Genomic DNA, 22,084 nt, shown 5'->3' on the forward strand with positions numbered 1-22,084 from the left:
TTTCACCTATCCTTGAGGACCGCCGGGAGTTCCTTCATCCCGTTCCGTCTGGTGACCACCCAGCCGCGCTTCCACCATCTTTTTGATAGTCCGGGCCAGGGAATGATATATGGCCAATGTGTCTTGCGAATCTTTATAACCCTTGTCAGCATGGATAAATACCGGTTGTCCATTGCCGTATTTGAGTTTGGACGACACTACCACATATGGAATATCACGGTTGTGATCGAGTTCATGGACCAGCGGGATGAAATGCCCACGGATGAGGATGAGATCAGGAGTCTTGCGCCTGGTGTGCATGTGATAGGAAAATAATTCCTCGCGGGGAAACTGGTGAATGCGGATGTTTAAATCGTATTGACGGCATACTTTCTGCAAAATCCTACCATCCAGTCCGCAGTGCAGCATGTAAAGCACTATTTCATCCGATTCGGCAGAATCTTCAGGGCTTATCATAAATCATCCTGATACCATCCAAATCAGCCAGCCGACATGGGTTGCATCGAGATTCTAAGATATGACTCTCTCGTCTGTGGCTTAAAGGCTATTTGAGCAACACTGGGAGTTTGACACTCCCTGGCTTTTCAAGTAAAAAAACTCATGCCGATAAACGATTTGAACTTTTGCAATTACGTACAACACAAAGTTATCATGTTTGGTTAGCCTTTTCCAGGAGGTTAATGGATGAGTCAAGATCCGGGTGAGGCAAAGCAGGATATGACACGCAGACACTTCGTGGCGATCTCGGCCTGGCTGGCTGTTGGTGCCAAGACGCTGGGCTCCCCCCTGGGTGCCGCCGCTGCACGTTTCAATAGAGAATTCTATCAGGTTACGGGCAGCCGTATGTGCATGGGCACATTCGTCAATCTGACCATGTTTGATCCTTCCAAGGAACGCGCGCAAGCGGCCATGGAAAAAGCTTTTGAAGAAATGAGCCGAGTCATCGGCATTCTCAATTGCCACGATGATTCAACACCCGTCGGGTTCCTCAATCGCACCGGCAACCTGAGAGACCTTCCCCCGGAGTTGCATGCGGTGATCCATTCATCCCTCCGATTTCACACGGCCACCGCAGGCGCTTTCGATGTCACCATAAAGCCCGTACTGGATCTTTACCGGGCCAGTTTCGAAAAGACTCACAGGCCTCCTGATGAGGCACTGGTAAAAGAAGCCATGCATTACGTCGGGAGTCAAAACCTGCATTTGGCAACCCATGAAGTATCCTTCCGGCAAGACCGGATGGAAATCACCCTGGACGGCATCGCCAAAGGATATGTGGTAGACCGAACCATGGATGTCGTTCGTTCTGCCGGGATCCGGCATGCCATGATCAATGCCGGTGGAGATATTCGTGTTCTGGGCCCGAAGGGCAACGGCACGCCGTGGATCATAGGGGTGCAGGATCCGCTCAATAAGGACAAGTGTCTGCAGAGCATAAGGATGATCAGCGGAGCTGTGGCCACCTCTGGAAACTATGAAGTCTACTTCGATCAGGAAAGGCTCTATCACCACATCATTTCGCCGGAACGCGGCTTGCCCGCTGTCGGGCTTACAAGCGTCTCCGTCATGGCACCCGATGCGATGACCGCCGATGCTCTCTCCACCAGCGCTTTTGTCATGGGAACAGTCGAGGGGACAAAGTTTTTGCAATCAATGAGAGAGAACGGGGTCAGGGGGTTGATCATTGCTCCCCAGCAGCGGAGATTTTCCATAGATTGGCCGCCCGCGGCTTGAAATGCATTCTGTTCGATCGACGGGGCCTCATCCATGATCACAGAAGAGGGCTTGGTTCAGGAAGTTGGCCCATCCACGGCATTGGTTCTTGTGCACCGATCATCCGCATGTGCCGGCTGCCATTCACGGGTAACCTGCGGTTCCTCCGAGCATGACGAAATGCTCGTGGAAGTCACCAACGAGATGCATGCACAGACGGGGGACTGGGTTCAAATCAGCGTTCCGGCGCGATCCTTGCTCAAAGCGACCTTTATCGTCTATATCCTTCCCGTATTGGCACTTTTGACGGGGACGATCCTCGGCAGCAAGCTGGCTCCTTCCATAGCCCTGGATGAATCCATGGGAGCGGTACTATGCGGTGTTTTATGCATGGTCACGGTATTCGGCATAGCGAAATGGTATGACACGCACGCCAAACCACACTATCGGTCAAGGATAACGGGGATTACACGGTGCACGGCGGAGCGCACCGATAACCGGCAATCGCTCTTCAATACGGGGCACTAGCGACCCTGCGAGGCGATTGCTGCGCGGGCCAGGCGGTCTGCCCGTTCATTTTCTGGATGTCCCGCATGCCCCTTGATCCAATGCCACACGATGGAATGCCTCTGCGCTTCTTTGTCAAGAGCTTCCCACAAGTCTTTATTTTTCACCGGCAACTTGTTGCTGGTCTGCCATCCGTTCTTCTTCCATGTGTGTATCCAGCTGGTGATTCCGTCTCTCAGGTAGCGTGAATCGGTATAAATGTCTAAACGGCAGGGTTGCTTCAATGCTCTCAGTCCTTCAACGACCGCCGTGAGCTCCATGCGATTGTTGGTAGTGGAAGGGGAGAAGCCGGACAGTTCTTTTTCTACGGTCTTGTAGCGAAGAATGGTTCCCCAGCCACCCGGACCAGGATTACCCGAACATGCTCCATCGGTGAACATTGCGACTTTTTTCATTGCTGCTGATCAGGAAAAGGGCGAGAGTCGTTTGCGAATGTATCTTTCAATCGCCGTCGAATTGCACCGGGGAAGGACTTCGGACAGGGCCTCCATAGGTATTTCGGCTCTGGCCATGGCTTTGTGTCCGCCCGCTGAACAATCCAGGTTCTTGAATGCCTTCTTAATGGCTTTACCGGCATCCTTGCGATAGCCATCATTGCGGATGATGACCACGAGATTTTGGTCCTGGATTCCAGAAATGATGCTCCAGGAAATGTCATGCACTTTGAGGAAAAATTCGGCAATCAGAACCAGGATGTCTGCCGTGGGCACCTCGTCAATATGGGCAAAAATGCGTTCTTTGACGACATGTTTGCGTTCAATTGCTTTCTGGAAGAATTTCAGATCGCGCAGGGACAGGTCTGATATTTCTACCTTGATCAAGATGTTATGATTGGCCAGACTATACAGATAGCGAAATGCTTCAATGTCCCGGGCAGTCGTATGCCGCTCAAAGTTACGCGTATCCGTCTTGATGCCGTAAAGCAGAGCGGTGGCCAGGGACTGTGAAGGTTTAATCTGAGCAGCTTTCAAGTATTCGGTCAACATGGTGGCGGTTGCACCATAATCGGGGCGAATATCCACAAACGGCGCATCTGCCGCCGACGGGGTCAGGGGATGGTGATCGATGACGACTGAATAGTCAAACTGAGAAAAAGCCTCATTATGGTTGGGCTGACCGTCGACAATCACGTACTTGGTGGTATCACTCTTGTATTCATTGATGTTGTCGTCGTCGAGCACCACCAGGGGGACCCTGAGCAACCTTATCAAGGTGAGGTTATTGAGCCTTTTCATTGGCCGAATGAGCCCGATGGTAGTAGACTGCACTTTGTGCCACAAGAGTCGTTTAAGGCCGAGTGCGGCGCCGATGGAATCGGGGTCCGGGTCGATGGTGATGAGCACCTGATCCTTGGACGTGAACTGCTCATAGAGGTTCTTGAGGATCTCCCTGGAAGAACGCCTTCTGGTGGCGATTTTTGTTGTGGGTGGCGTTTCTTTGTTCGTCATCGTTTTGAGTTGAGGCGGACGGAGCAGAGATCAGTCATAAAAAAAGGGTGGCTGGAACCACCCCTGATTGACGGTGGAGCGGGAAACGGGATTTGAACCCGCGACTTCAACCTTGGCAAGGTTGCACTCTACCGCTGAGTTATTCCCGCTCGGTTGCGCATTGATATGTAGTCAAAAACGCTTTGCTAGTCAAGTAAAAAGTTTCGTGGTGTGGTTTTGGCGAGGTGCGATTGAAGTCTGATAATATATATTATGTAAACTAAAGCGGCACGATGGAACTTTCCTCCAGGAGGCGATGTCACGATGAGCCAAATCGACAACAAACCCTTACAACACAAGTATCACACCGGCATCTTTTACCACCCGAGCTTCAGCCGCCGCAGCTACCTCACACAGGGATCCCGCCTGCAACACTTTCCTCATGCCCTCAATCCATTACTCGCTGATGATCGGTATCATCTGTATGAATCTCCGCCCATCGATGAGGAACTCATACTCAAAGTGCACACCGCGGAATTGCTCCGCCAGGTCAAACTGGACCCGTTGTGTGCCACCGGTTGGCATTCGGTGGGTGGCGTTGTGCTTGCTGCAGAAAAAATCGTTCAAGGAGAAATCCGCAACGCTTTTGCTTTCATCGGTGCCGGCGGACACCACTCAGGACGAGACTTCTTTGGCGGGTACTGCTGCTTCAACGATGTGGTGATTGCCATCCATGTGCTGCGCGAACGCTATGGCGTAAAACGATTTGCCATTTTGGACAGCGACGCCCATCATGGTGATGGAACGCGTGATTTGCTCAAAAATGATGCCGATGTGCTACACGTGTGCATGTGCTCTTCGAGCTACGAATCTGCCGATGGCACTAAGGTGGACGTGCCCGCTCCGGGAAGATTTCGCTGGTTTTCATCCAGTCCCGTATCCAGTGAGACCGATATCGACGAGCTCTATGCTCAGACGGCTGTTCAGGCATTTCAATCGCGCGTGCAGGATTTCAAAGCGGAGATGCTTTTTTGGTATTTTGGTTTCGATACGCACCAGGGAGATTACGGTGATTTGGGTCTGAGCCTCAAGGCGTACCTGCCCATTGCCAAAATGATGCGATGCATGGCCGAAGAACTGTGCACCGGACGTGTTGAAGTGGTTTTGGGCGGCGGCTCCAGGAGCGACATTGCTCGCACGGTTATTCCACCTGTCATAGGTGTCCTGGGCACACCTGACTTGTGCTGAGCAACGGTGGCAAAATCGTTTTCATGATCCAGCCCGACAACATTGCGGTTGCCCTTTGACTTAAAGTATTTTATTAATATAAACGATGTGTTAAGTTGACTCTTGAGGACAATTTATGGCTCGCTTATTGCCAAAAACTCTTGCAAAAACAATTTCTTACATTGCTTATCACGCTCCGGCGGAATATGGACTTTTTTGGGATGCCGACGGCACGATGCCGTGGAAAGAATTCTACTGGGCTCTTCAGGAAGATCCGGCATTGCGCTTTGTGCGCCAAAGCCATATTCACGAGCTCCACCATCTGCAAATTGAACTCCCTTTTACCGTTAAGGATAATCTACTCCATTTGCGAAGTCAGTTTCCCGTTCCCATTTACTCCATTGCGCACAAGATTCCGCCCAGGCTCTTCTACGCATGCACTCGGAAATACTACACTTTTGCATCAAGACACGGACTACGGGCAAGCGGACGTTCTTTTTTGGCGGCCTGCGCCGACAGGGATCTTGCCTTGAGGATCGGCAGGCGCCGTGATCCCTACTCCTTTCTTGTGGAGATCCTGGCACAGCAGGCTGCAGGTGACGATGTCGTGATTCGTGGCGCCGGTCACGATCTGTTCCTGTTTGAGGCCGTTCCGATGGAACATCTGCGGTTCCCTCCCGTAGGCGAGGAAGAATTGCTCGGGTCGCGCCCTAAAAAGAAGGATAGAACGCCGCAAAAGACACTTAGAGAGGAATTGCCGGGGTCGTTTGTAGTCGGTGTGGACCATTTTCGCGAGGCAGTGGGAGAAGCCGCGGTCCGAGCGACGGCCCGGAAAGGGAAAAAAAACAAGCAGGGGCCTCAATGGAAACGTGAAGCAAGAAAAGTCAAGGACCGCTGGAAAAGAACCGTGTGATCCATTCTGGCGGGCGCCAAGGGGGGATGCCGAGCCGAGATTAAGCTGGAGTACCCCCAAAATAAGCCGCCTGTACTTCGGAATTGGACATGAGGCTGGCGGAATCGTCTTCCAGAACAATGTTGCCGACTTCCATGACGTAGCCGCGATTGGCCAACTTGAGTGCCGCTCTGGCGTTCTGTTCCACCAGAACCATGGTGACCCCGGTTTCATTGATTTCTTCCAATGTCTGAAAGATCATTTTGACCAGGAGGGGTGCCAGCCCGAGGCTTGGTTCATCCAACAACAGGATTTTGGGTTGACTCATGAGAGCCCGGCCGATTGCCAGCATCTGTTGTTCGCCTCCGCTGAGAGTTCCAGCGAGCTGGTTGCGCCGCTCGGCGAGAACGGGAAGCATCTCGTAAATCCACTCCCTGGTTCTTTTTATCTGTGCCGAATCCTTACACGTGTAGGCTCCCAGACTCAAATTCTCCTGCACGGTGAGAGTGCCGAACATGCGCCGTCCTTCAGGAACTTGAGCAATCCCCTGCTGCACCACTTTGTGGGCGGGAAGTTTGTGCAGAGGATTCTTGTCGAAATACACGGCTCCACTGGAAGCTTTGACCAATCCACTTATGGCCAAAAGCGTCGTTGACTTGCCGGCGCCATTTGCTCCCAGAATGGTAACGATCTCCCCTTCCCTCACCTTCAGGTTAATCCCATGGAGGACTTCAATGCTGCCGTATTTTACTCTCAGGTCGACAATTTCCAGAAGCATCTATTCCTCATCCTCGGTGCCCAGATACGCTTCAATAACCCGCCGGTTCTGCTTGATCTCTTCCGGGGATCCTTCGGCAATCTTCGAGCCGTACTCCAATACCACTATATTTTCGCAAACGCGCATGACCAGGCTCATGTCATGTTCTATGAGCAAAATGGTGATGCCATTTTCCCGCATCCTGGTGATAAGAGCAACCAGCGAGGATGTCTCTTGTTCGTTCATGCCCCCTGCCGGTTCGTCAAGAATCAGCAATCTGGGTTCGGTGGCAAGAGCTCTGGCAATCTCCAGCAGGCGCTGATTTCCGTAGGAAAGATTCTTGGCCAGTTGCTCGGCCTGATCACTTAAACCGACAAATTCCAAGTACTGGAGCACCTTGACCAGTGCGGCACGTTCCTCTCTGCGTTGCCGCGGAGTGTGCAGGAGTGAAGAAAAGACTCCTGATTTCATGAGGCAATGTCGGCCCGACAACACATTTTCCAGCACAGACAGATTTTGGAACAAGCGAATGGTTTGGAAGGTCCTGGCGATTCCCAAGGAAATCGTTCGATGCGTAGGCAATCGGGATACAGCCTGTTGATCAAAGAGAATTTCTCCCTGGTCGGGCCGATAGATCCCGGTGATCAAATTAAAAACTGTGGTTTTACCCGCACCGTTGGGCCCAATCAAACCAACGATCTGGCCGGGTTCCACATCGAAAGAGACGTTGTTGACGGCGGTCAGACCTCCGAAACTCTTGGTGAGACGCTTGATCGACAGGAGACTCATGGACTCCCTTCCCCTGCCCTCAATTTGCTGAGCTTGTAGCTACGCGGTCGACTGGGAAGGATGCCCTGAGTGCGAAAAATCATCATGACCACCATGGCGGCACCGAAAATCAGCATCCGAGCGTTGGCGAATTCGCGAAAAATTTCCGGTAGCCCGATGATGAGAAAGGCCCCCAACAGGACGCCGGGGATGCTGCCGGAGCCTCCCAGGATGACAATGGTAAACATCAGCACGGATTCCCAAAAACTGTAAGACTCGGGTGAAATGATCGTCATTTTTGCAGCATAGATATTTCCGACCATGCCCGCCCACGCGGCCCCCACAACAAAGCAGGCCAGTTTATAGTGAGCGGTGTTGATCCCGCTTCCTTCCGCCGCCACTTCATCTTCTCGCAGATAATTGAGGGCGCGCCCGAAACGGGAATATTCCAGCAGGTGAAACAAAAATATGGTCAGACCGGCAAACGCCCAAATGAGATAAAAAAACTGGTAAGGAGATCGAACGGTGTAACCGAACACTGACGGTCGATCGATGCCAAAAATGCCGTTTGCCCCACCGGTCATCCCGAACACGTTATTGATAAGGGCAATGCGCACGATTTCGCCTACCCCGATGGTGACAATGCACAAATAATCGCCGCGCAGGTGTATGATGGGACGCGCAACGATCAGGGCGAACAGCCCCGCCGTCAAGGCGCAAAGGGGCAGCAGCCACAAGACCGGAACGCCAAAGCGTGTGTTGATAATCGCTGCCGTATAGGCGCCTATGGCATAAAACGCTGCGTGGCCGAGGTTGAAGAGTCCCGCGTGCCCCACGATGATGTTCAAGCTCAGCGCCAAAATCGCATATATACCGATGCTGTTCAGGACATCAACCCAGTAGGGATTGAGAAAAGCCGGCAGCATTGCCAGCACGACTGCAACCGCAGTGTAAACCGCGTTTCTGGGATTGATCTTACCGTTATACTTTTTCTGCAACCCGTTCACCTAGAAGGCCGGTCGGCCGAAAAATAAGTATCAGGATCAGGACACAAAAGGCAATGGCATCCTTCCAGGCGATGGAAAGGTAAGCCGCTCCCATCGCTTCAATAACTCCCAGCAGGATGCCTCCCACCATGGCTCCCGGTATGTTCCCTATCCCCCCTAAAATGGCCGCAGTGAAAGCTTTCAGCCCGTAGACCCAGCCCATTGTGAAATTGATCTGGCCATAGTAGAGACCCACCATCAAACCGGCTACACCTCCCATGGCTGGACCGAGCAAAAACACCATGAGGATGACGCGATTCACATCAATCCCCATTAAACGCGCCGCCCCCTGATCAATGGCAGCCGCACGGATGGCGGTGCCAACCTTGGTTTTTTGGATGAAAAAATACAGGGCACCCATCATCACAATCGAGGCGAGCAAAATTAGAATGCGAATCAGCGGAACGTAAAGGCCAAAAATATTGATGGCGGTCTTGGGCAAAATATTTTGTGGATACACCTGGAATCTTGCACCATAGATCAGCATCACGGTATTCTGGAAGAAAATGGAGGCTCCCAGAGCAGACACCACCGCAGATAGCCTGGGAGATTCTCTTAAGGGGCGGTACGCCAATCTATCGAGCAAGGCTCCTATCAGTGCCACCAGTCCCATGACCATGACGGCCAATACCGAAACACCCCAAACAGGGCCGATGTGTTCCGTCAGAGCCAGGGACGTCAGGAGCGTCAGACCAAGGTAGGCGCCGATGGTGAATAGATCGCCGTGGGCAAAGTTGATCAATTTGAGGACACCATAGACCATGGTGTAGCCCAGAGCAATGAGGGCGTAAATGGCCCCGACTGCCAGACCGTTGGTCAGTTGTTGGAAGAATTGTTCCATCAATCACTATTCGCAAACAAGAGGATAAAAAAAGATCAGCACACGGAAGAGAGTTCCATGTGCTGATCCGGGAAGGAACGTCAGGGCATCAGGATAAACTGCCCCTGGTCATCTACTTGGTAGACGCGGTAGACCTCGCCAACCCGGTCTCCCTTATCGTCAAAGGAGATCTTTCCGGTCAGTCCGGGAAAATCTTTGATGTCGTTGTGTAAAAAGTTTGCCACCTTATCCGGATCGGTCGATTTACTTTCCGCTATGGCGTGGACTAGGACACGGAATCCATCACCGGCCAGGACTGCGTAGATGGAACTGGGGGGATTGCCATACTTCTTGGAAAAGGCCTCCAGAAACTGCTTTGCGTCTTCCGAGGGGAGATCTTTGGGCAACGGAGCGCTCAAGAAATAGAAACCGGCCGCTGCATCCTGCCCGGCAATCTTGACCAGATCGGGGTTGTTGGTGGCATCGCCTCCGATAAAGGGCACATCCCAGTTCATCTCTTGCTTTTGTCGAAGAATAAGTCCGGCTTCAGGGTAGTAGCCGGTAAAAAAGACCACATCGGGCTCGAAGCCCTTCATCTTGGTCAAAATGGCTGTGTAGTCCCTTTCTCCCGGCACAATGGCCTCGAAGAAAACAATCTCTATGTCCTTATTGGCATCAAGGATTCCCTTTGCCTCATCGGCCAGCCCTTTGGCATAGGTGGTGTTGTCGTGCACGATGGCAACTTTCTTGAACCCCATCTTTTCTATGGCTTGTGCGCCGACTTTAGCCTGTTCATCGTCCCTGGGGCAGGTTCGGAAGAAATATTGCAGCCCCTTTTCGGACAACCGTATGGCGGTTGAGCCATTGGCAATCTGAATGATCTTGGCTTCATCGTAGATATTTTGCGTGGCTTCGGTGACAGAAGAGCCGTATGTGCCTATCACTCCGACAATACCCTGGGTGGCCAAACGCTGCGCAGCCAGAGCCGCAGTTCTGGGATCACCACCATCATCTTCGCTCACCACAACGACCTCTTGGCCAAGCAAGCCACCTTTGGCATTAAGCTCGGCTGCCAAGAGATCCAAAACCTGCTTCATCTCCTGTCCTTCACTTGCCCATGATCCCGTCATGGGTCCCATGAGGCCGATTTTTACAGGTTCGGCCGCATAGGCTGAACCGCATATCAACGCCAATGCCAGGGCAACTAATAAAAGTTTTTTCATGCAACCCTCCTTGCTGAAAAAAGATACCGTTAAGAACAGCCAACGTGCCTCGGAACTACCCCATTTCAATGATTGAAGTGTGCGGAAAATATCAGAGAAGAGGCCCTCTGTCAACTTACGCGTTAATCCCCCTCGAAGCCACACGGCACGGTGCTTGACGCACACGGCACCTGGCTCTCGGGCACATTTCCCGCTCATACCACAGCCTGCTCCCGTCAATCACAGACGCAGCGGCAGGCTCTCTTCCCGTTCCTCCCCCAACGTCCTCAATACCCGATATTCTCCCTCTTCATGAAGGGTATATTTTTCATTTCCGAACTCGAATTCGTTCTGATAGGCATAGGGAAGGTTATACTCTTCTGCTGCAGACATTGTTTCAAGAAGGAAAGAGAGAACATGGCTGTATCTCTCCAGCGATTCCAGCAGCGCTTTTGATTCAATGCGTATTTCCTTTACCCCAAAAAGGTCCTTGAGGCCTTCCGTTTCAAAAGAGTTCCGCTTCTTGTCCCACACCAACTGGATCAGCTCCAGAGGTTTTTTGCTGTTCTGGATCTGTAAAAGTACGATCCTGTCCTCGGTCTCAAGATTTGTCGTCATGAACACTCCTCACGGTTTCTTGCCGCCTTTTTTTTGCGATTTGCCTTCTGCCAGACAGGAGGCTCGGAAGCAGCATTCCGTTTGATCGCATAAGCCGCCAACTGCAGTTCCATAACAATCAAAGTAGCCTTCTTTCCTCTGAATCTCCCGGATCAAATCGATCTTCGTCTTGCCAAACGAATTGATTCCAAGCTCCCTTGCCCTGGCGCGAACTTCCTGCATTTTCATTGGGATCACCCCCCTGTAAGTTGCACATTGGCGTCGTGCCTGCAGTAAACCCGTTTCTATTGCAAAACGACATCCCCATGCCACTGGTCAAGTTGTATTTTCAAAACAGGAACATCGCCTCCGTCCATTACTCGAAACGGAACTGTCCCGGTAAAATTTTGCACCGAAAGGACCAATTCTCCTTGCTGAAATGCCAGAATTCGCCCCGATCGAACCTGCACTTGCGGCCAGGGAAAATCACGCCACCAAAACCCTGTTTGTTTGGAAACCCTATTTTTTTTCCGCGGAGGAACCTTGTCACTGCTGGTTGCCTGTCGCGGAATGGACCATTTCCCACGGCCATCCCTTTGCAGGCGGAATTCCGGTTTGTCCAGGAGAAGGACCGTGGGAATCACGTAGGGCCACTTGAACGACAGGCGATAATCCAGGAGCGCCATTTCACAACGCAGGAAATCCTCCCGACCCGACTGAACCCGCAACGATCCCAGACGCATTTGTGAAAACGGCACCCATTCGTATGACTCCACTTTAATAGTCATGGCTGTCAGTTTTTCAACTTTATCGAGCACTGCGCCCACCATTTTCCTCTGGGTCCAGGGAAGACTCAATACCATTGCGGCGCTTGCCGCTAGAAGCAGGAAACACAGGCCGGCGCGCCGAAGCCGGGCGCAATTCTTAGCCGTCGGTGCTACTCTATTTTCCTTCTTCTCAGGAAGCAACTGCAGGTCTCCAGTGGCAGCTTGTAGTTTGTCTTGTCATGTAACGCATTGCTTGGCAATAGGCAAACCAAATCAGGATCAGCAAGGCGTGCAGCGCTGCACCTATTTCCCTGCCGTTCATGGCGCTTTTCTGTTAATATGGCTCTCCTTTCAACTCCCGCTGGAAGGCGTTAAAAAAATCCCTCGCCGGCCGGGAGAACCAGGTTATGATGAAGCTGCCGGGAGGAGGCGGGAGACTCGCACAAGCCAGGGGATGCCTCCTTGCCAAAGGCAGCGGAGAGGTCTATTGTTGGAGTTGGAAGGAAGACCGTGGAAGCAGCCCGCGGTACAATTAATGAATGCAGCGGCACATCGTTTCATTCGCAGGAGTGGGAGTGATTCCGAAGGCATCCGACAGCACCTTATTGTTACGGAATCTGGCTGTGTTCAGAGAGTGTTGCATAGGCAGCTGATTGTGGCCACACCAAGGAGGTTAAAATGAAAAGCAGGATTGTTATTGCGTTGATCTTCGTATTCATACTTTCCGGTTGCGCCGGAATGAATAAGACGCAACAGGGAGCGGCCATCGGCACCGGCGTCGGCGCCGCCACAGGTGCCGCCCTCGGGGCTGCCATCGGCGGCGATACAGCCTCTACTTTAATCGGAGCCGGGGCGGGAGCGCTTGCCGGAGGGATCGCCGGGGGGTTGATCGGAAACTACATGGACAAACAGGAGCAGGAGCTGCGGCAGGCTTTTGCCAACGTTGAAGGTGCGGCTATTCAACGGGAACAGGATGTCTTGGCGGTGACTTTCAGGTCCGATGTGCTGTTCGACGTCAATTCCGCGGTGCTCAACCCGGGGGGATATACGGAAATCGATCGCGTTGCCGGCGTTTTGCAGCGCTATCCCCAGACCCGTATACGGGTGGAGGGGCACACCGACAGCACCGGGTCTGAGAGCTACAATTTGAGACTTTCTGAGGATCGCGCCAATGCCGTCAAGAATGCCTTGCTGTCCAGGGGAGTGGACCCTGCGAGAATTCAGGCGGTCGGCTTTGGGGAAGCCCAGCCGATCGCTTCCAACAATACCGAAGCCGGTCGCCAGCTCAACCGGCGAGTGAACGTCATAATCGTTCCGGTACAAGCCTAGAGGCCCAAAGGTAATTTTTGTCTGGAGCACGCCAAGAGCCGAGATTCGTCTCGGCGCTTGGTTGTTGCTTGCCATTTCCACGATTGGCCGCCCCGGCATGCAGCCGTGCGGCACTCATAAAGAAACCCGATAATAAATTCGTGGCAGCATCCAGTCGGTCCGGGCGCGGCGGTCTTTCATCGATCCGCTTTGATAGAGGACCACACATAGAGCGCAATGGCTCCAGCCACCGCAGCGTTGAGCGATTCGACGGCGGCCTCGATGGGAATGGAAACTGCTTGAGCCTTGAGACCCTCGGGTATTCCCGGCCCTTCCAGCCCCGGCAACAGACCGAAGGCGGAGGGAAACTCCACCTGCGCGATATTTTTGCCATGGGTGGAAAGCGGCACTATGGGCAGATCGGCGGGGATTTCGTGGAGGGCCGGTCCGTGCAGCAGCCTGGCGCGCAAAACCGCTCCGCCCGAAGCTCGCAAAGCCTTTGGGTGATACGGATGAGCACTTTCTGCAAGCAGAATCACCTGGGTGGCGCCGAAAGCAACAGCGGATCGAATCAATGCTCCGACGTTTTCCGGGTCCTGAAACGGTACCATTACGGTGCAACCCTCAGGAAATCCGAACGGCGGTTCCCAACGTTCCAGAGGCGGCACTGTGATGAGCAGCAGCGGCGCGTGTGTCCCAAATTGATCGATGGCTTGGAACAGCAGCGGCGCCAATTGATACCACACCATGTGATCCGGCGCTCCAGCCGGCGGCGGATCATTATCAGCCTTGCTGATCCACCCGACACATCGTTCCGGAAAATCTCGCAGCGTCTCGGTCACCTGCTTCCAACCAGACAGCAAAGCCTGGTTTTGTTTTCTGATGCCGCGTGCCGACAGCAGCTTCTTTAACCCTCTGAAGATTTCGTTTTGCTCGCTGTCGATTCGCCTGGTTGAAAAACGCTGCATAGCTTCCTGCTTTATTCTGCCGGGCGGTGCATGCCTGCGCTGGAAGACCACCAGGCGGCGTGCATGCGGAGTTCCGGGAATTCGGTAGGGGATGTTGTGAAGCAACTTGTAACCGTGCTCGAAGCGGTTGATGGCAGATTGAATTTCCTCATCACACTGCGGCCCTTTCATAAATATGGCCAGGCCGTCTTCGGCCAGGCACCCATGAATGCGATCCAGGGTGTCTTCTATGCGACCTACGGCTCTGCTGATGACCCCCGCCATGGGCTGTTCGAAGGAACGATTGATGCTCTGTCCGATCACATGAAGATGGTCGGCAACCAATGCCGCACAGACCTTTTCCAGAAAGGCGATCCTGTTCCGGCGACTCTCGGCCAGGTAGACGTCCAGGTGGGGGTAAACGATCTTCAGGGGGATTCCCGGCATCCCCGGCCCGGTGCCAATGTCCAGCAACGGAGAAGGAAGCTCAATCAACCGGCCCGGTATCACAGAATCAGCGTACAGTTTCAACACCATATTGGTAAAATTGCGAATGCGCGTCAGGTTCAACTCCGGGTTGTGTTCTCGAATGAGTTGGTGATAAGTCCATATCTGCCGGCGCTGTTCAGGTGTCAGATGTACGCCGCAGCCCTCGAGCAAGCTTGCCATATGCTGAGGACTGGCGTTTCTTGAGCCCGACGGCTCGGCACTAGTGCGATTTTTTCGCTGCATCGGCGTGACGCTCTCTTTAGGATTGATCAATGAGTGAAACTGTCAGTTTCTTTTTTTCACCCGAATGGCCCGTCTTGTACTTGGACAATCATCTCCTCGCTCTATATAAACCGGCTGGCTTGCTGGTTCAAGGAGACAAAACGGCGGACGTTTCACTGCTGGAGCTTGGCAAATTATGGCTTAAAAAACAATACGGCAAACCCGGCCGGGTGTTTTTGGGGATGGTGCATCGACTCGATAGGCCCGTTGCAGGAGTCGTTCTCTTTTGCCGAACATCGAAGGCGGCGGGAAGGATCAGCGAGCAGATTCGATCGGGGAGTGTCGCAAAGACCTATCTGGCGGTGGTCGAAGGTCGGCCGCCAGAGGGCCGGGGCAGATTGACAAATTTCATCGAAACGGGTGTTAAGCATAACAGAATTGTATCGCAATCGAACAGTAGAAGCCGGATTGCTACACTCTCATATCGACTGGTCGACACCGATAAGTCCCTCAGCCTGCTCGAAATTCGGCTGGAAACGGGAAGAAAGCATCAAATCAGACTGCAGCTTGCAAACATAGGACACCCGTTGCTCGGAGATAAGCGCTATGGCGCATCCTCGGCTCTGCCCCAAAGGCAAATTGCGCTTTTTGCCAGAAGTCTTCGCATCATGCATCCTACCCGCAAGGTGCAGATGGCGATACAGGCACCGCTGCCCAAAGGCTGGCCCTGGGCCGCAGAGCAGGCAGTTGCCAACGCCCCTCCCTGGAACTGGGATGAACTGCGCCCGCAGATTTATTCCTGCCTTCCCCTTGTTCATTCGACCGGTTTGTGAAAGAATTGCCCCGGATCCTTTCGCTCCTGTGCAGAGGAAGTTTCGATATATCTGATGGCAGCATGGTCAAAAATAACAATATGAAGGCAATGAAGGCACCAACCAAAGAGGAGAGAATTCTATGGGAGAATTGATGAAAGCCATCAAAGACAGGCGCAGCATTCGTAAATACGAAGACAAGATGGTTCCGGAAGAGCTCCTGAATCAGGTGCTGGAAGCGGTGCAGTGGGCACCCTCTTGGGCCAATACACAGTGCTGGGAAATCGTAGTGATCAAAGAGAGCGCCACCAAACAGAAATTGCAGGAGACTATGGGCAAGGGAAATCCAGCCACCAAAGCCATTGTGGATGCACCGGTGCTGTTGGCTGTTTGCGGTAAGCTCAAGAGCTCAGGCTTTTACAAGGATCAAGTGACGACAAAATTTGGTGACTGGTTCCTGTTCGATTTGGGAATTGCCACCCAGAATCTCTGTCTGGCCGCCCATGACCTGGGTTTGGGAACCGTCATCGTGGGGCTTTTCGACCACGCTAAGGCGGCCCAAATAGTCGGTCTGCCAGAAGGATATGAATTGGTCACTCTCATTCCCCTGGGCTATCCCGCAAAAATTTCTTCCGCACCCAAGCGTAGAGAAATCAGGGAATTCTCACACTACGAAAAGTTTTAGGTCCCCCGCAGGGCCGGGGGAAAGCCGCGTTGCTTTCCGCCCACCCTGCCGCCAGGCCGATCAGTCCATCCCCGAGAAAACCCGTCCTTTTCTCATATCACACATCCGGCACGCCAAACAGTCCCCCTTCAGGCACCCGCAAATGGGTGCTTGCAGCGGGCACACCCGGTTGCTCCAAAGTCGGTTCAACCCGGACAAGCACCCGAAGATGCCATGTATGCCCGGTTATCCTGGTTACAAATTGGTCATGTAAGACTACCCTTAGACTTCCAATGCGCTGCCATCGATCGTGCCAATATGATCGCCACTTCCGTATAAATCGTCTACCTGGTTTACACTCGACCGCACCAGCTCTCCGTGCAATACCTCGGAAACGGGCCAGGCGACGGAGAAATAAAGTCTGGCACCAAAATTGCCGATAGATCGGTTTGAAAATGCGATTCATTGTCAAACCTATAATCACGAAGGAAACTGAAATGAGGCTCCTACGATTGCTTTCGGGGATCATATTTGGCTTGACGGGAGTTCTGGTATTTGCCAACAACCCCTTTGCGGGCGGGGGGCTGGCTCTACTGGGAGGCGCCATGGTGCTGGATGCATCCTTCGAGCCGAAGATTCCGCCCAAGGATACCTGGTTGCGGTAGATGCATCGCCTGGCACGATCACTCATACCAGGCGATTGGAGTTAGTCGTTTATAACTTTTCCAGGATCTTGTTGAACTCGTTTTCCAAATCGTTCGTAAGGGTCCGGATGCCTGCCGCCATCTTTTCCCACTCTCCATCTTTGGCCGCCAGCATTTCTGCAAACTTCTTCCTGGCAGCCTCTTCCTTGGCCTTGAAGGCAGCCACTTGTGTTTCGAATTTGGACTTGGCCTCTTCACCCATCTTTTCCGCCCGGGCCTGCAGAATGGCTATACGTCGACCGAGCAGGTCGAGTCTGGCCTCAGCCCCTTTCAGGTGCACCACCTGTTGCTCCTTAAAGTATTTCTGCAGCGTGTCCAAAGCCTTTTGGGTCTGTTCCACAACCTCTTTGCTGCTCACCGTTTTGTCTTCTGTTTTGGGAGCGCAAGCCGTCGCACAAAACGCCAAACCAATCGCAATAACCCAACCCAATCGTCGCATAATCGAATCTCCTTCGTCCCTGACTGCAACCGTGGTTACCTTGCCGCAGAGAAATTCTACTCTGCACTGCTCAACCTTTGTTTTACATGGTCCCGTTGTACACCAGATCGGCCAATATTCTTATTACTTTTTTCCAGCAAAAACGAAGGTCGCCTGCCGTTGTTCAGCCTACACCCATTAACGACCTCTACCTCAACAGCTCACGGGCTATGATGAGCCGCTGAATCTCGCTGGTACCCTCATAGATGGTGGTCACCCTGACGTCACGATAGAAGCGTTCGACCGGGAAATCCTGGGTGTAGCCGTACCCGCCAAGCATCTGGATGGCATCGTAGCACGCTTTGTTGGCAGCCTCAGTGGCATACAGCTTACCCATGGAAGCTTCTTTGGAGTAGCTTTTTTTTTGGTCTTTGAGAAAAGCGGCGCGCAGCAAGAGAAGCTTCGCCGCATCCAGCCGTGTATAGTTGTCTGCAATCATCCACTGGATTGCCTGCTGCCTGGCCAGCGGCACGTCAAATTGCACTCTCTCCTGCACATAGTTGGTGGCAAAATCCATTGCAGCGAATCCGATCCCAAGTGCCATGGAACCAATACCGATGCGCCCGCCGGCGAGTTCGGCAACGGCAATACGGTAACCATCGTTGAGCTTTCCCAGGAGATTTTCTTTGGGAACCCGGCAGTCTTCAAAAATGAGCTCATTGGTCGAAGAACCGTGCTGTCCCAGTTTTTTCTCGTCCTTTCCCACGGTGAATCCGGGAAACGTGGGTTCCACCAGAAAGGCACTGATTCCCTTGCCTTTTTTGGCTTCTTTGTCGGTTACGGCCCAGACCACAAACACCCCGGCAAATTCAGCGCTGCTGATGAAAATCTTCTGACCGTTCAAAATCCAGGAGTTTCCATCCAGCACGGCGCTGGTTCGCATGGATGCGGGGTCGGAACCGGCACTCGTTTCCGTCAGTCCAAAACTTCCCGCGTAGTATTCTCCGCTGCAAAGGGGCGGAATGTATTTTTGCTTGAGCTCTTCACTTCCAACCGCCTGAATCACTTCGGCCACCATGTTGGTCACCGAAGCAGTCACCGTAGTGGCCGAACAGGCTCTTCCCAGCTCGGTCATGGCCAGGGAAAAGGCAATTGCCCCGGCACCGGTTCCACCGTATTCCGGGTCGATGTTCAGTCCCATGAATCCGAGTTCGGCCAGTTTTTTCAGGTTCCCCTTCAAGATGTCCCGGTTCTTTGTTTGATCCAGTTCAGCGGCTACCGGCTCCAGTTCACGTTTGGCAAATTTAGCGGCGGTATCCTGAATGATGCGTTGCTCTTCGGTGAGTTCAAAATTCATACTGCCCTTCCCTATTTGTATTCGTAAAATCCGCGTCCTGTTTTACGTCCCAGCCAGCCGGCCTCCACATATTTGCGCAGCAGCGGACAAGGTCGATATTTTGAGTCGGAGAATCCCACAAAAAGTGTTTCCATGATGGCGAGGCACGTATCCAGCCCGATTAGATCGGCCAACGCGAGGGGGCCCATGGGATGGTTCATACCCAGCTTCATGACGGTGTCGATGTCTTCCCGCGTACCGACACCATGGTACAAACAATAGACCGCTTCGTTGATCATCGGCATCAATATGCGGTTGGCAATAAAACCTGGATAGTCACTTGATTCTGCCGGTGTTTTGCCGAATCTGACGGACAGGTCCCAGGTCAGTTTATAGGTTTCATCGGAGGTGGTCAGGGCGCGGATCACCTCGACCAGCTTCATGACCGGCACGGGATTCATGAAGTGCATGCCGATGACCTTGTCGGGTCTTTGGGTTTGAGCGGCAATCCGACCGATTGGAATGGAAGAGGTGTTACTGGCAAGAATGGCATCTTTCGGGCAAATGCTGTCCAGGTTCTTGAAAATCTGAAATTTTATCGGTTCATTTTCGGTTGCCGCTTCCACCACAAAATCAACCGACGACATATCCGCCAAATCCACGCTGGGCTTAATACGTCCGAGCACCGCATCCTTTTCTTCAGCGCTCATCTTGCCCTTTTCAACAGCCTTCGTAAGCAGATTGGTGATGTTCTGCAGGCCTTTCTGCACAAACTCATCCTTGATATCGTTCATGATCACCTGCAGGCCGCTCATGGCCGCCACCTGGGCGATACCGTTGCCCATTTGTCCCGCCCCTACAACACCAAATGTTTTCACTTCCATCGCTGCTCATCTCCTTTCAACTCTCTATCGTCATCGCTAGCGCTTGATGAACAATGCAACCGCTTCCCCGCCACCCAGGCACAAGGAGGTCAATCCTGTCTTCTTGTCCTGGCGAATCATTTCATACAACAAGGTGACCAGCAGTCGACCGCCGCTTGCCCCGATGGGATGCCCCAAGGCTACACTGCCGCCGTTAACGTTCACCTTGGCCGGATCGAGCTGCAATTCTTTCAGTACCGCGACCGTTGACCCGCTGAACGCTTCGTTGATTTCGTAAAGATCTACATCTTGAATTCCCACGCCTTCCTTCTTCAAACATTTGGGAACCGCCCAAATGGGAGCTACCAGAACGTACTTCATGTCGATGCCGGCAGAAGCCTGAGCACCGACTGTAGCCAAAACCTTACACCCCAGCTCCTGAGCCTTGTCACGCGCCATGACCACCACGGCAGCAGCGCCGTCACTGATGATGGAGGCATTGCCGGCAGTCGTGACTCCGTCTTTCTGGAAGGCCGGCCGCATTTTCGACAACGCTTCATAGGTCGTTGGCCGCGGGCACTCATCCTGGGCAAAAAGCTTGGGCTCGCCCTTGCGCTGGGGAATGGGAACCGGCATGATTTCATCTTTAAACCGGCCTGTCTCTATGGCTTCCAAGGCTCTGCGGTAGGACTCTGCCGCATAGCGATCCTGATCTTCCCGGGTGACGTTGTATTTCTCCGAACACAGCTCGTTGGAAATCCCCATGTGAAAATCGTTGACGATGTCCCACAGGCCGTCGTGCACCATGTGGTCATGAAGAACACCATCACCCATGCGATACCCGGTACGCGCTTTGTCCAGGTAGAAAGGTGCCATGCTCATGTTTTCCATGCCGCCGGCCACCACAATGTCGGCATCTCCCACCTGAATGGCCTGGGCTGCCAACATGACCGACTTGAGACCGGAGCCGCACACCTTGTTGACCGTTATACACTCCACTTCCCACGGCAGGTTGGCCTTAACCGCCGCCTGCTTGGCGGGGTTTTGACCGTAGCTGCAAGGGAGCACCATACCCATAATCACCTCGTCCACCACTTCCTTGGCGATCCCCGCACGCCCCACAGCTTCCTCGATCACCATGCCGCCAAGCTGCGTCGCTCCGATACCGCTCAGGGATCCATTAAAGCTCCCCAATGGGGTGCGAACCGCACTCACAATAACAGCCTCTCTCATCATCGTCTCCTTATAGCTCGAATTAGTTCATCAACAGGATTTTCGCATGGTCAACAAATTTTTGTAACAAAATACCGGCTCTTTTTCAAAAAAAATGTAATCCCATCAAACAACACCGGATGGCATCCAGCCTCCCGCAGCGACCGCTTCAGTTGAGACCGTTGCCGCCACAGCAACCACCCATGCCTCAACAAACGCCTTTCTGCAGGATGACGCTTTCCGCTTGGCGCACTTCCAAATCGCGCAGCAAAAATGTCTTGTGGCGCGACTTCCGGCCCTGCAAAATCACTATGCTCGATTTGGGCAGGTTGAACAACTTGGACAGGAAGCGGATGCACTCCTTGTTGGCCTTGCCTTCAACCGGAGGAGCGGTCAGACGAATTTTCAGGCAACCCTCGTGAACGCCTGCCAGTTCAGTTTTGCTGGCGCGCGGTTGCACATGGACTCGAATAAGTGTTCCCGCTTGATCTTGCATCATAAAGTGACCGGAATCTCGGTTCATGGATTGTTCTCTCTTTGGCCTTTCGGTGCAATACCGGGTTATGACTCATCATCCTCCACCTGCAATCCCCTGGATCTCACTCAAGCCGATGGCGGCTACCAGCGTTTGGAGGCTTTCCGGGAAACCCCCTTGAACAGATGCAGCAAAAACATCCCGCCCACAAATCCACCCACATGGGCCCACCAGGCAATGCCCTGGTACTGCTCGCTGCGCGAAATCAGAGAAAAGGCTCCACTGAAAAACTGCAGTAAAAACCAGAACCCCAGAAACACGTATGCCGGGATCTCGATGAGGGTGAAGAAGAAAAAGACCGGAATCAGCGTGAGTATGCGCGCACGGGGATAGAGCAAAAAATATGCTCCCATCACTCCTCCGATGGCTCCGCTCGCTCCAATGGTCGGCAGGTTGGAATGAGGGCTGGTTATCACCTGAATGGAAGCGGCTGTCAGTCCACAGAGGAGATAAAAGAACAGATATTGAACGTGTCCCAACTCACTTTCCACATTGTCACCAAAAATGTACAGCACCCACATGTTGCCGATTAGATGCAACCATCCGCCATGCAGGAACATGGAGGAGAAAAAGGGCAGAATCTGCCCCACTTCATAACGGCGTGCCGTCACAGTAGTGATGACTCTGGCGGGCACGAGACCGTATTCCAGGAGAAATCCTTCGAGATGCCTGCCAAGTTGAAGTTCATAAAGAAAGACCGCAGTACAAATCATGATTACGCCAAAGGTTATCCAGGGGGTTTGACGCGAGGGGTTGGCATCTCGGATGGGGATCATGGATAGAAGCCTTTC

The 22,084-nt window shown here is 53.0% G+C and carries 26 protein-coding genes and 1 tRNA gene; 8 read left to right on the top strand and 19 right to left on the bottom strand.

What is annotated here, in order from left to right:
- Positions 1 to 6: 6 nt before the first annotated feature.
- Positions 7 to 456 (bottom strand): hypothetical protein, encoded by a 450-nt coding sequence (locus K1V27_RS07350; RefSeq protein ID WP_258928981.1) that lies wholly within the window; start codon positions 454 to 456, stop codon positions 7 to 9.
- A gap of 228 nt (positions 457 to 684) precedes the next feature.
- Between K1V27_RS07350 and K1V27_RS07355 the strand changes: the two genes are divergently transcribed.
- A complete protein-coding gene (locus tag K1V27_RS07355) occupies positions 685 to 1,734 on the top strand; it encodes an FAD:protein FMN transferase (RefSeq protein WP_258928982.1) in 1,050 nt (349 codons plus the stop codon).
- Positions 1,735 to 1,767: 33 nt separating this feature from the next.
- A complete protein-coding gene (locus K1V27_RS07360; RefSeq protein WP_258928983.1) occupies positions 1,768 to 2,241 on the top strand; it encodes a SoxR reducing system RseC family protein in 474 nt (157 codons plus the stop codon).
- Here K1V27_RS07360 and rnhA read toward each other — a convergent pair.
- The 3 genes from rnhA to K1V27_RS07375 form a co-directional block, all read right to left on the bottom strand.
- Positions 2,238 to 2,675 carry a ribonuclease HI gene (gene rnhA, locus K1V27_RS07365; RefSeq protein ID WP_258928984.1) on the bottom strand — a complete coding sequence of 146 codons (438 nt, stop codon included), beginning with the start codon at positions 2,673 to 2,675 and terminating at the stop codon, positions 2,238 to 2,240. The genes K1V27_RS07360 and rnhA overlap by 4 nt on opposite strands.
- Positions 2,676 to 2,684: 9 nt before the next feature.
- On the bottom strand, positions 2,685 to 3,728 hold the full coding sequence (locus K1V27_RS07370; RefSeq protein ID WP_258928985.1) for a DHH family phosphoesterase: 1,044 nt from the start codon (positions 3,726 to 3,728) through the stop codon (positions 2,685 to 2,687).
- Positions 3,729 to 3,802: 74 nt separating this feature from the next.
- Positions 3,803 to 3,877: transfer RNA gene (locus tag K1V27_RS07375), tRNA-Gly, on the bottom strand.
- A 154-nt stretch (positions 3,878 to 4,031) separates the two neighbouring features.
- Between K1V27_RS07375 and K1V27_RS07380 the strand changes: the two genes are divergently transcribed.
- Both K1V27_RS07380 and K1V27_RS07385 read left to right on the top strand, forming a co-directional pair.
- Entirely contained in the window at positions 4,032 to 4,955 is a 924-nt protein-coding gene (locus K1V27_RS07380) for an arginase family protein (RefSeq protein ID WP_258928986.1), read from the top strand.
- Between the two features lie 115 nt (positions 4,956 to 5,070).
- On the top strand, positions 5,071 to 5,847 hold the full coding sequence (locus K1V27_RS07385; RefSeq protein ID WP_258928987.1) for an RNA 2'-phosphotransferase family protein: 777 nt from the start codon (positions 5,071 to 5,073) through the stop codon (positions 5,845 to 5,847).
- A gap of 40 nt (positions 5,848 to 5,887) precedes the next feature.
- On the opposite strand, the gene K1V27_RS07390 is transcribed toward K1V27_RS07385, so the two are convergent.
- The 8 genes from K1V27_RS07390 to K1V27_RS07425 all read right to left on the bottom strand — a co-directional run bounded on the left by K1V27_RS07390 (position 5,888) and on the right by K1V27_RS07425 (position 11,984).
- Entirely contained in the window at positions 5,888 to 6,604 is a 717-nt protein-coding gene (locus K1V27_RS07390) for an ABC transporter ATP-binding protein (protein WP_258928988.1), read from the bottom strand.
- A complete protein-coding gene (locus K1V27_RS07395; protein ID WP_258928990.1) occupies positions 6,605 to 7,372 on the bottom strand; it encodes an ABC transporter ATP-binding protein in 768 nt (255 codons plus the stop codon).
- Positions 7,369 to 8,277, bottom strand: a complete 909-nt coding sequence (locus tag K1V27_RS07400) for a branched-chain amino acid ABC transporter permease (protein ID WP_353740548.1) — start codon at positions 8,275 to 8,277, stop codon at positions 7,369 to 7,371. Before K1V27_RS07400 ends, K1V27_RS07395 begins: the two co-directional genes overlap by 4 nt.
- A 55-nt stretch (positions 8,278 to 8,332) precedes the next feature.
- Complete coding sequence (locus K1V27_RS07405) at positions 8,333 to 9,238, bottom strand: branched-chain amino acid ABC transporter permease (RefSeq protein ID WP_258928993.1); 906 nt, start codon at positions 9,236 to 9,238, stop codon at positions 8,333 to 8,335.
- An 80-nt stretch (positions 9,239 to 9,318) separates the two neighbouring features.
- Positions 9,319 to 10,440 carry a branched-chain amino acid ABC transporter substrate-binding protein gene (locus K1V27_RS07410; RefSeq protein ID WP_258928994.1) on the bottom strand — a complete coding sequence of 374 codons (1,122 nt, stop codon included), beginning with the start codon at positions 10,438 to 10,440 and terminating at the stop codon, positions 9,319 to 9,321.
- A gap of 219 nt (positions 10,441 to 10,659) precedes the next feature.
- Entirely contained in the window at positions 10,660 to 11,037 is a 378-nt protein-coding gene (locus K1V27_RS07415; RefSeq protein ID WP_258928995.1) for a hypothetical protein, read from the bottom strand.
- Positions 11,038 to 11,046: 9 nt separating this feature from the next.
- Entirely contained in the window at positions 11,047 to 11,265 is a 219-nt protein-coding gene (locus K1V27_RS07420) for a hypothetical protein (RefSeq protein WP_258928996.1), read from the bottom strand.
- Between the two features lie 56 nt (positions 11,266 to 11,321).
- The gene (locus K1V27_RS07425) at positions 11,322 to 11,984 is read right to left on the bottom strand and encodes an AsmA family protein (RefSeq protein WP_258928997.1); all 663 of its coding nucleotides are present in this window, start codon (positions 11,982 to 11,984) and stop codon (positions 11,322 to 11,324) included.
- A gap of 477 nt (positions 11,985 to 12,461) precedes the next feature.
- Here K1V27_RS07425 and K1V27_RS07430 point away from each other — a divergent pair, with 477 nt between their 5' ends.
- Complete coding sequence (locus K1V27_RS07430; RefSeq protein WP_309574000.1) at positions 12,462 to 13,112, top strand: YiaD family glycine zipper/OmpA-like lipoprotein; 651 nt, start codon at positions 12,462 to 12,464, stop codon at positions 13,110 to 13,112.
- Between the two features lie 176 nt (positions 13,113 to 13,288).
- Here K1V27_RS07430 and rsmG read toward each other — a convergent pair whose 3' ends face one another.
- Entirely contained in the window at positions 13,289 to 14,770 is a 1,482-nt protein-coding gene (rsmG, locus tag K1V27_RS07435; RefSeq protein WP_258928999.1) for a 16S rRNA (guanine(527)-N(7))-methyltransferase RsmG, read from the bottom strand.
- Between the two features lie 29 nt (positions 14,771 to 14,799).
- On the opposite strand from rsmG, the gene K1V27_RS07440 reads away from it, so the two are divergent.
- The 3 genes from K1V27_RS07440 (at position 14,800) to K1V27_RS07450 (ending at position 16,890) form a co-directional block, all read left to right on the top strand.
- Positions 14,800 to 15,582 carry an RluA family pseudouridine synthase gene (locus K1V27_RS07440; protein WP_258929000.1) on the top strand — a complete coding sequence of 261 codons (783 nt, stop codon included), beginning with the start codon at positions 14,800 to 14,802 and terminating at the stop codon, positions 15,580 to 15,582.
- A gap of 121 nt (positions 15,583 to 15,703) precedes the next feature.
- Complete coding sequence (locus K1V27_RS07445; protein WP_258929002.1) at positions 15,704 to 16,246, top strand: nitroreductase family protein; 543 nt, start codon at positions 15,704 to 15,706, stop codon at positions 16,244 to 16,246.
- A 476-nt stretch (positions 16,247 to 16,722) separates the two neighbouring features.
- Complete coding sequence (locus K1V27_RS07450) at positions 16,723 to 16,890, top strand: hypothetical protein (protein WP_258929004.1); 168 nt, start codon at positions 16,723 to 16,725, stop codon at positions 16,888 to 16,890.
- Positions 16,891 to 16,939: 49 nt separating this feature from the next.
- On the opposite strand, the gene K1V27_RS07455 is transcribed toward K1V27_RS07450, so the two are convergent.
- From K1V27_RS07455 to K1V27_RS07480, 6 genes are all read right to left on the bottom strand, one after another.
- Positions 16,940 to 17,368, bottom strand: coding sequence for a sll1863 family stress response protein (locus tag K1V27_RS07455; RefSeq protein WP_258929005.1), 429 nt, complete (start codon positions 17,366 to 17,368; stop codon positions 16,940 to 16,942).
- Between the two features lie 187 nt (positions 17,369 to 17,555).
- The gene (locus K1V27_RS07460; RefSeq protein WP_258929007.1) at positions 17,556 to 18,704 is read right to left on the bottom strand and encodes an acyl-CoA dehydrogenase family protein; all 1,149 of its coding nucleotides are present in this window, start codon (positions 18,702 to 18,704) and stop codon (positions 17,556 to 17,558) included.
- An 11-nt stretch (positions 18,705 to 18,715) separates the two neighbouring features.
- A complete protein-coding gene (locus K1V27_RS07465) occupies positions 18,716 to 19,567 on the bottom strand; it encodes a 3-hydroxybutyryl-CoA dehydrogenase (RefSeq protein WP_258929009.1) in 852 nt (283 codons plus the stop codon).
- A 36-nt stretch (positions 19,568 to 19,603) separates the two neighbouring features.
- Entirely contained in the window at positions 19,604 to 20,779 is a 1,176-nt protein-coding gene (locus K1V27_RS07470) for an acetyl-CoA C-acetyltransferase (protein WP_353740549.1), read from the bottom strand.
- A 187-nt stretch (positions 20,780 to 20,966) separates the two neighbouring features.
- Positions 20,967 to 21,281 (bottom strand): DUF167 domain-containing protein, encoded by a 315-nt coding sequence (locus K1V27_RS07475; RefSeq protein ID WP_258929013.1) that lies wholly within the window; start codon positions 21,279 to 21,281, stop codon positions 20,967 to 20,969.
- A gap of 95 nt (positions 21,282 to 21,376) precedes the next feature.
- Positions 21,377 to 22,069 carry a rhomboid family intramembrane serine protease gene (locus K1V27_RS07480; protein ID WP_258929014.1) on the bottom strand — a complete coding sequence of 231 codons (693 nt, stop codon included), beginning with the start codon at positions 22,067 to 22,069 and terminating at the stop codon, positions 21,377 to 21,379.
- Between the last annotated feature and the right edge of the window lie 15 nt (positions 22,070 to 22,084).

It is taken from the genome of Desulfoferrobacter suflitae, assembly GCF_022603395.1.
In the GTDB taxonomy this organism is placed as follows: Bacteria; Desulfobacterota; Syntrophobacteria; order Syntrophobacterales; family Syntrophobacteraceae; genus Desulfoferrobacter; species Desulfoferrobacter suflitae.

Excerpts from the sequence above, each read along its gene's own strand:
- K1V27_RS07350 (WP_258928981.1), bottom strand. The coding sequence starts at position 456 with ATGATAAGCCCTGAAGATTCTGCCGAATCGGATGAAATAGTGCTTTAC.
- K1V27_RS07355 (WP_258928982.1), top strand. The coding sequence starts at position 685 with ATGAGTCAAGATCCGGGTGAGGCAAAGCAGGATATGACACGCAGACAC.
- K1V27_RS07360 (WP_258928983.1), top strand. The coding sequence starts at position 1,768 with ATGATCACAGAAGAGGGCTTGGTTCAGGAAGTTGGCCCATCCACGGCA.
- rnhA (WP_258928984.1), bottom strand. The coding sequence starts at position 2,675 with ATGAAAAAAGTCGCAATGTTCACCGATGGAGCATGTTCGGGTAATCCT.
- K1V27_RS07370 (WP_258928985.1), bottom strand. The coding sequence starts at position 3,728 with ATGACGAACAAAGAAACGCCACCCACAACAAAAATCGCCACCAGAAGG.
- K1V27_RS07380 (WP_258928986.1), top strand. The coding sequence starts at position 4,032 with ATGAGCCAAATCGACAACAAACCCTTACAACACAAGTATCACACCGGC.
- K1V27_RS07385 (WP_258928987.1), top strand. The coding sequence starts at position 5,071 with ATGGCTCGCTTATTGCCAAAAACTCTTGCAAAAACAATTTCTTACATT.
- K1V27_RS07390 (WP_258928988.1), bottom strand. The coding sequence starts at position 6,604 with ATGCTTCTGGAAATTGTCGACCTGAGAGTAAAATACGGCAGCATTGAA.
- K1V27_RS07395 (WP_258928990.1), bottom strand. The coding sequence starts at position 7,372 with ATGAGTCTCCTGTCGATCAAGCGTCTCACCAAGAGTTTCGGAGGTCTG.
- K1V27_RS07400 (WP_353740548.1), bottom strand. The coding sequence starts at position 8,277 with ATGCTGCCGGCTTTTCTCAATCCCTACTGGGTTGATGTCCTGAACAGC.
- K1V27_RS07405 (WP_258928993.1), bottom strand. The coding sequence starts at position 9,238 with ATGGAACAATTCTTCCAACAACTGACCAACGGTCTGGCAGTCGGGGCC.
- K1V27_RS07410 (WP_258928994.1), bottom strand. The coding sequence starts at position 10,440 with ATGAAAAAACTTTTATTAGTTGCCCTGGCATTGGCGTTGATATGCGGT.
- K1V27_RS07415 (WP_258928995.1), bottom strand. The coding sequence starts at position 11,037 with ATGACGACAAATCTTGAGACCGAGGACAGGATCGTACTTTTACAGATC.
- K1V27_RS07420 (WP_258928996.1), bottom strand. The coding sequence starts at position 11,265 with ATGAAAATGCAGGAAGTTCGCGCCAGGGCAAGGGAGCTTGGAATCAAT.
- K1V27_RS07430 (WP_309574000.1), top strand. The coding sequence starts at position 12,462 with ATGAAAAGCAGGATTGTTATTGCGTTGATCTTCGTATTCATACTTTCC.
- rsmG (WP_258928999.1), bottom strand. The coding sequence starts at position 14,770 with ATGCAGCGAAAAAATCGCACTAGTGCCGAGCCGTCGGGCTCAAGAAAC.
- K1V27_RS07440 (WP_258929000.1), top strand. The coding sequence starts at position 14,800 with ATGAGTGAAACTGTCAGTTTCTTTTTTTCACCCGAATGGCCCGTCTTG.
- K1V27_RS07445 (WP_258929002.1), top strand. The coding sequence starts at position 15,704 with ATGGGAGAATTGATGAAAGCCATCAAAGACAGGCGCAGCATTCGTAAA.
- K1V27_RS07450 (WP_258929004.1), top strand. The coding sequence starts at position 16,723 with ATGAGGCTCCTACGATTGCTTTCGGGGATCATATTTGGCTTGACGGGA.
- K1V27_RS07455 (WP_258929005.1), bottom strand. The coding sequence starts at position 17,368 with ATGCGACGATTGGGTTGGGTTATTGCGATTGGTTTGGCGTTTTGTGCG.
- K1V27_RS07460 (WP_258929007.1), bottom strand. The coding sequence starts at position 18,704 with ATGAATTTTGAACTCACCGAAGAGCAACGCATCATTCAGGATACCGCC.
- K1V27_RS07465 (WP_258929009.1), bottom strand. The coding sequence starts at position 19,567 with ATGGAAGTGAAAACATTTGGTGTTGTAGGGGCGGGACAAATGGGCAAC.
- K1V27_RS07470 (WP_353740549.1), bottom strand. The coding sequence starts at position 20,779 with ATGAGAGAGGCTGTTATTGTGAGTGCGGTTCGCACCCCATTGGGGAGC.
- K1V27_RS07475 (WP_258929013.1), bottom strand. The coding sequence starts at position 21,281 with ATGAACCGAGATTCCGGTCACTTTATGATGCAAGATCAAGCGGGAACA.
- K1V27_RS07480 (WP_258929014.1), bottom strand. The coding sequence starts at position 22,069 with ATGATCCCCATCCGAGATGCCAACCCCTCGCGTCAAACCCCCTGGATA.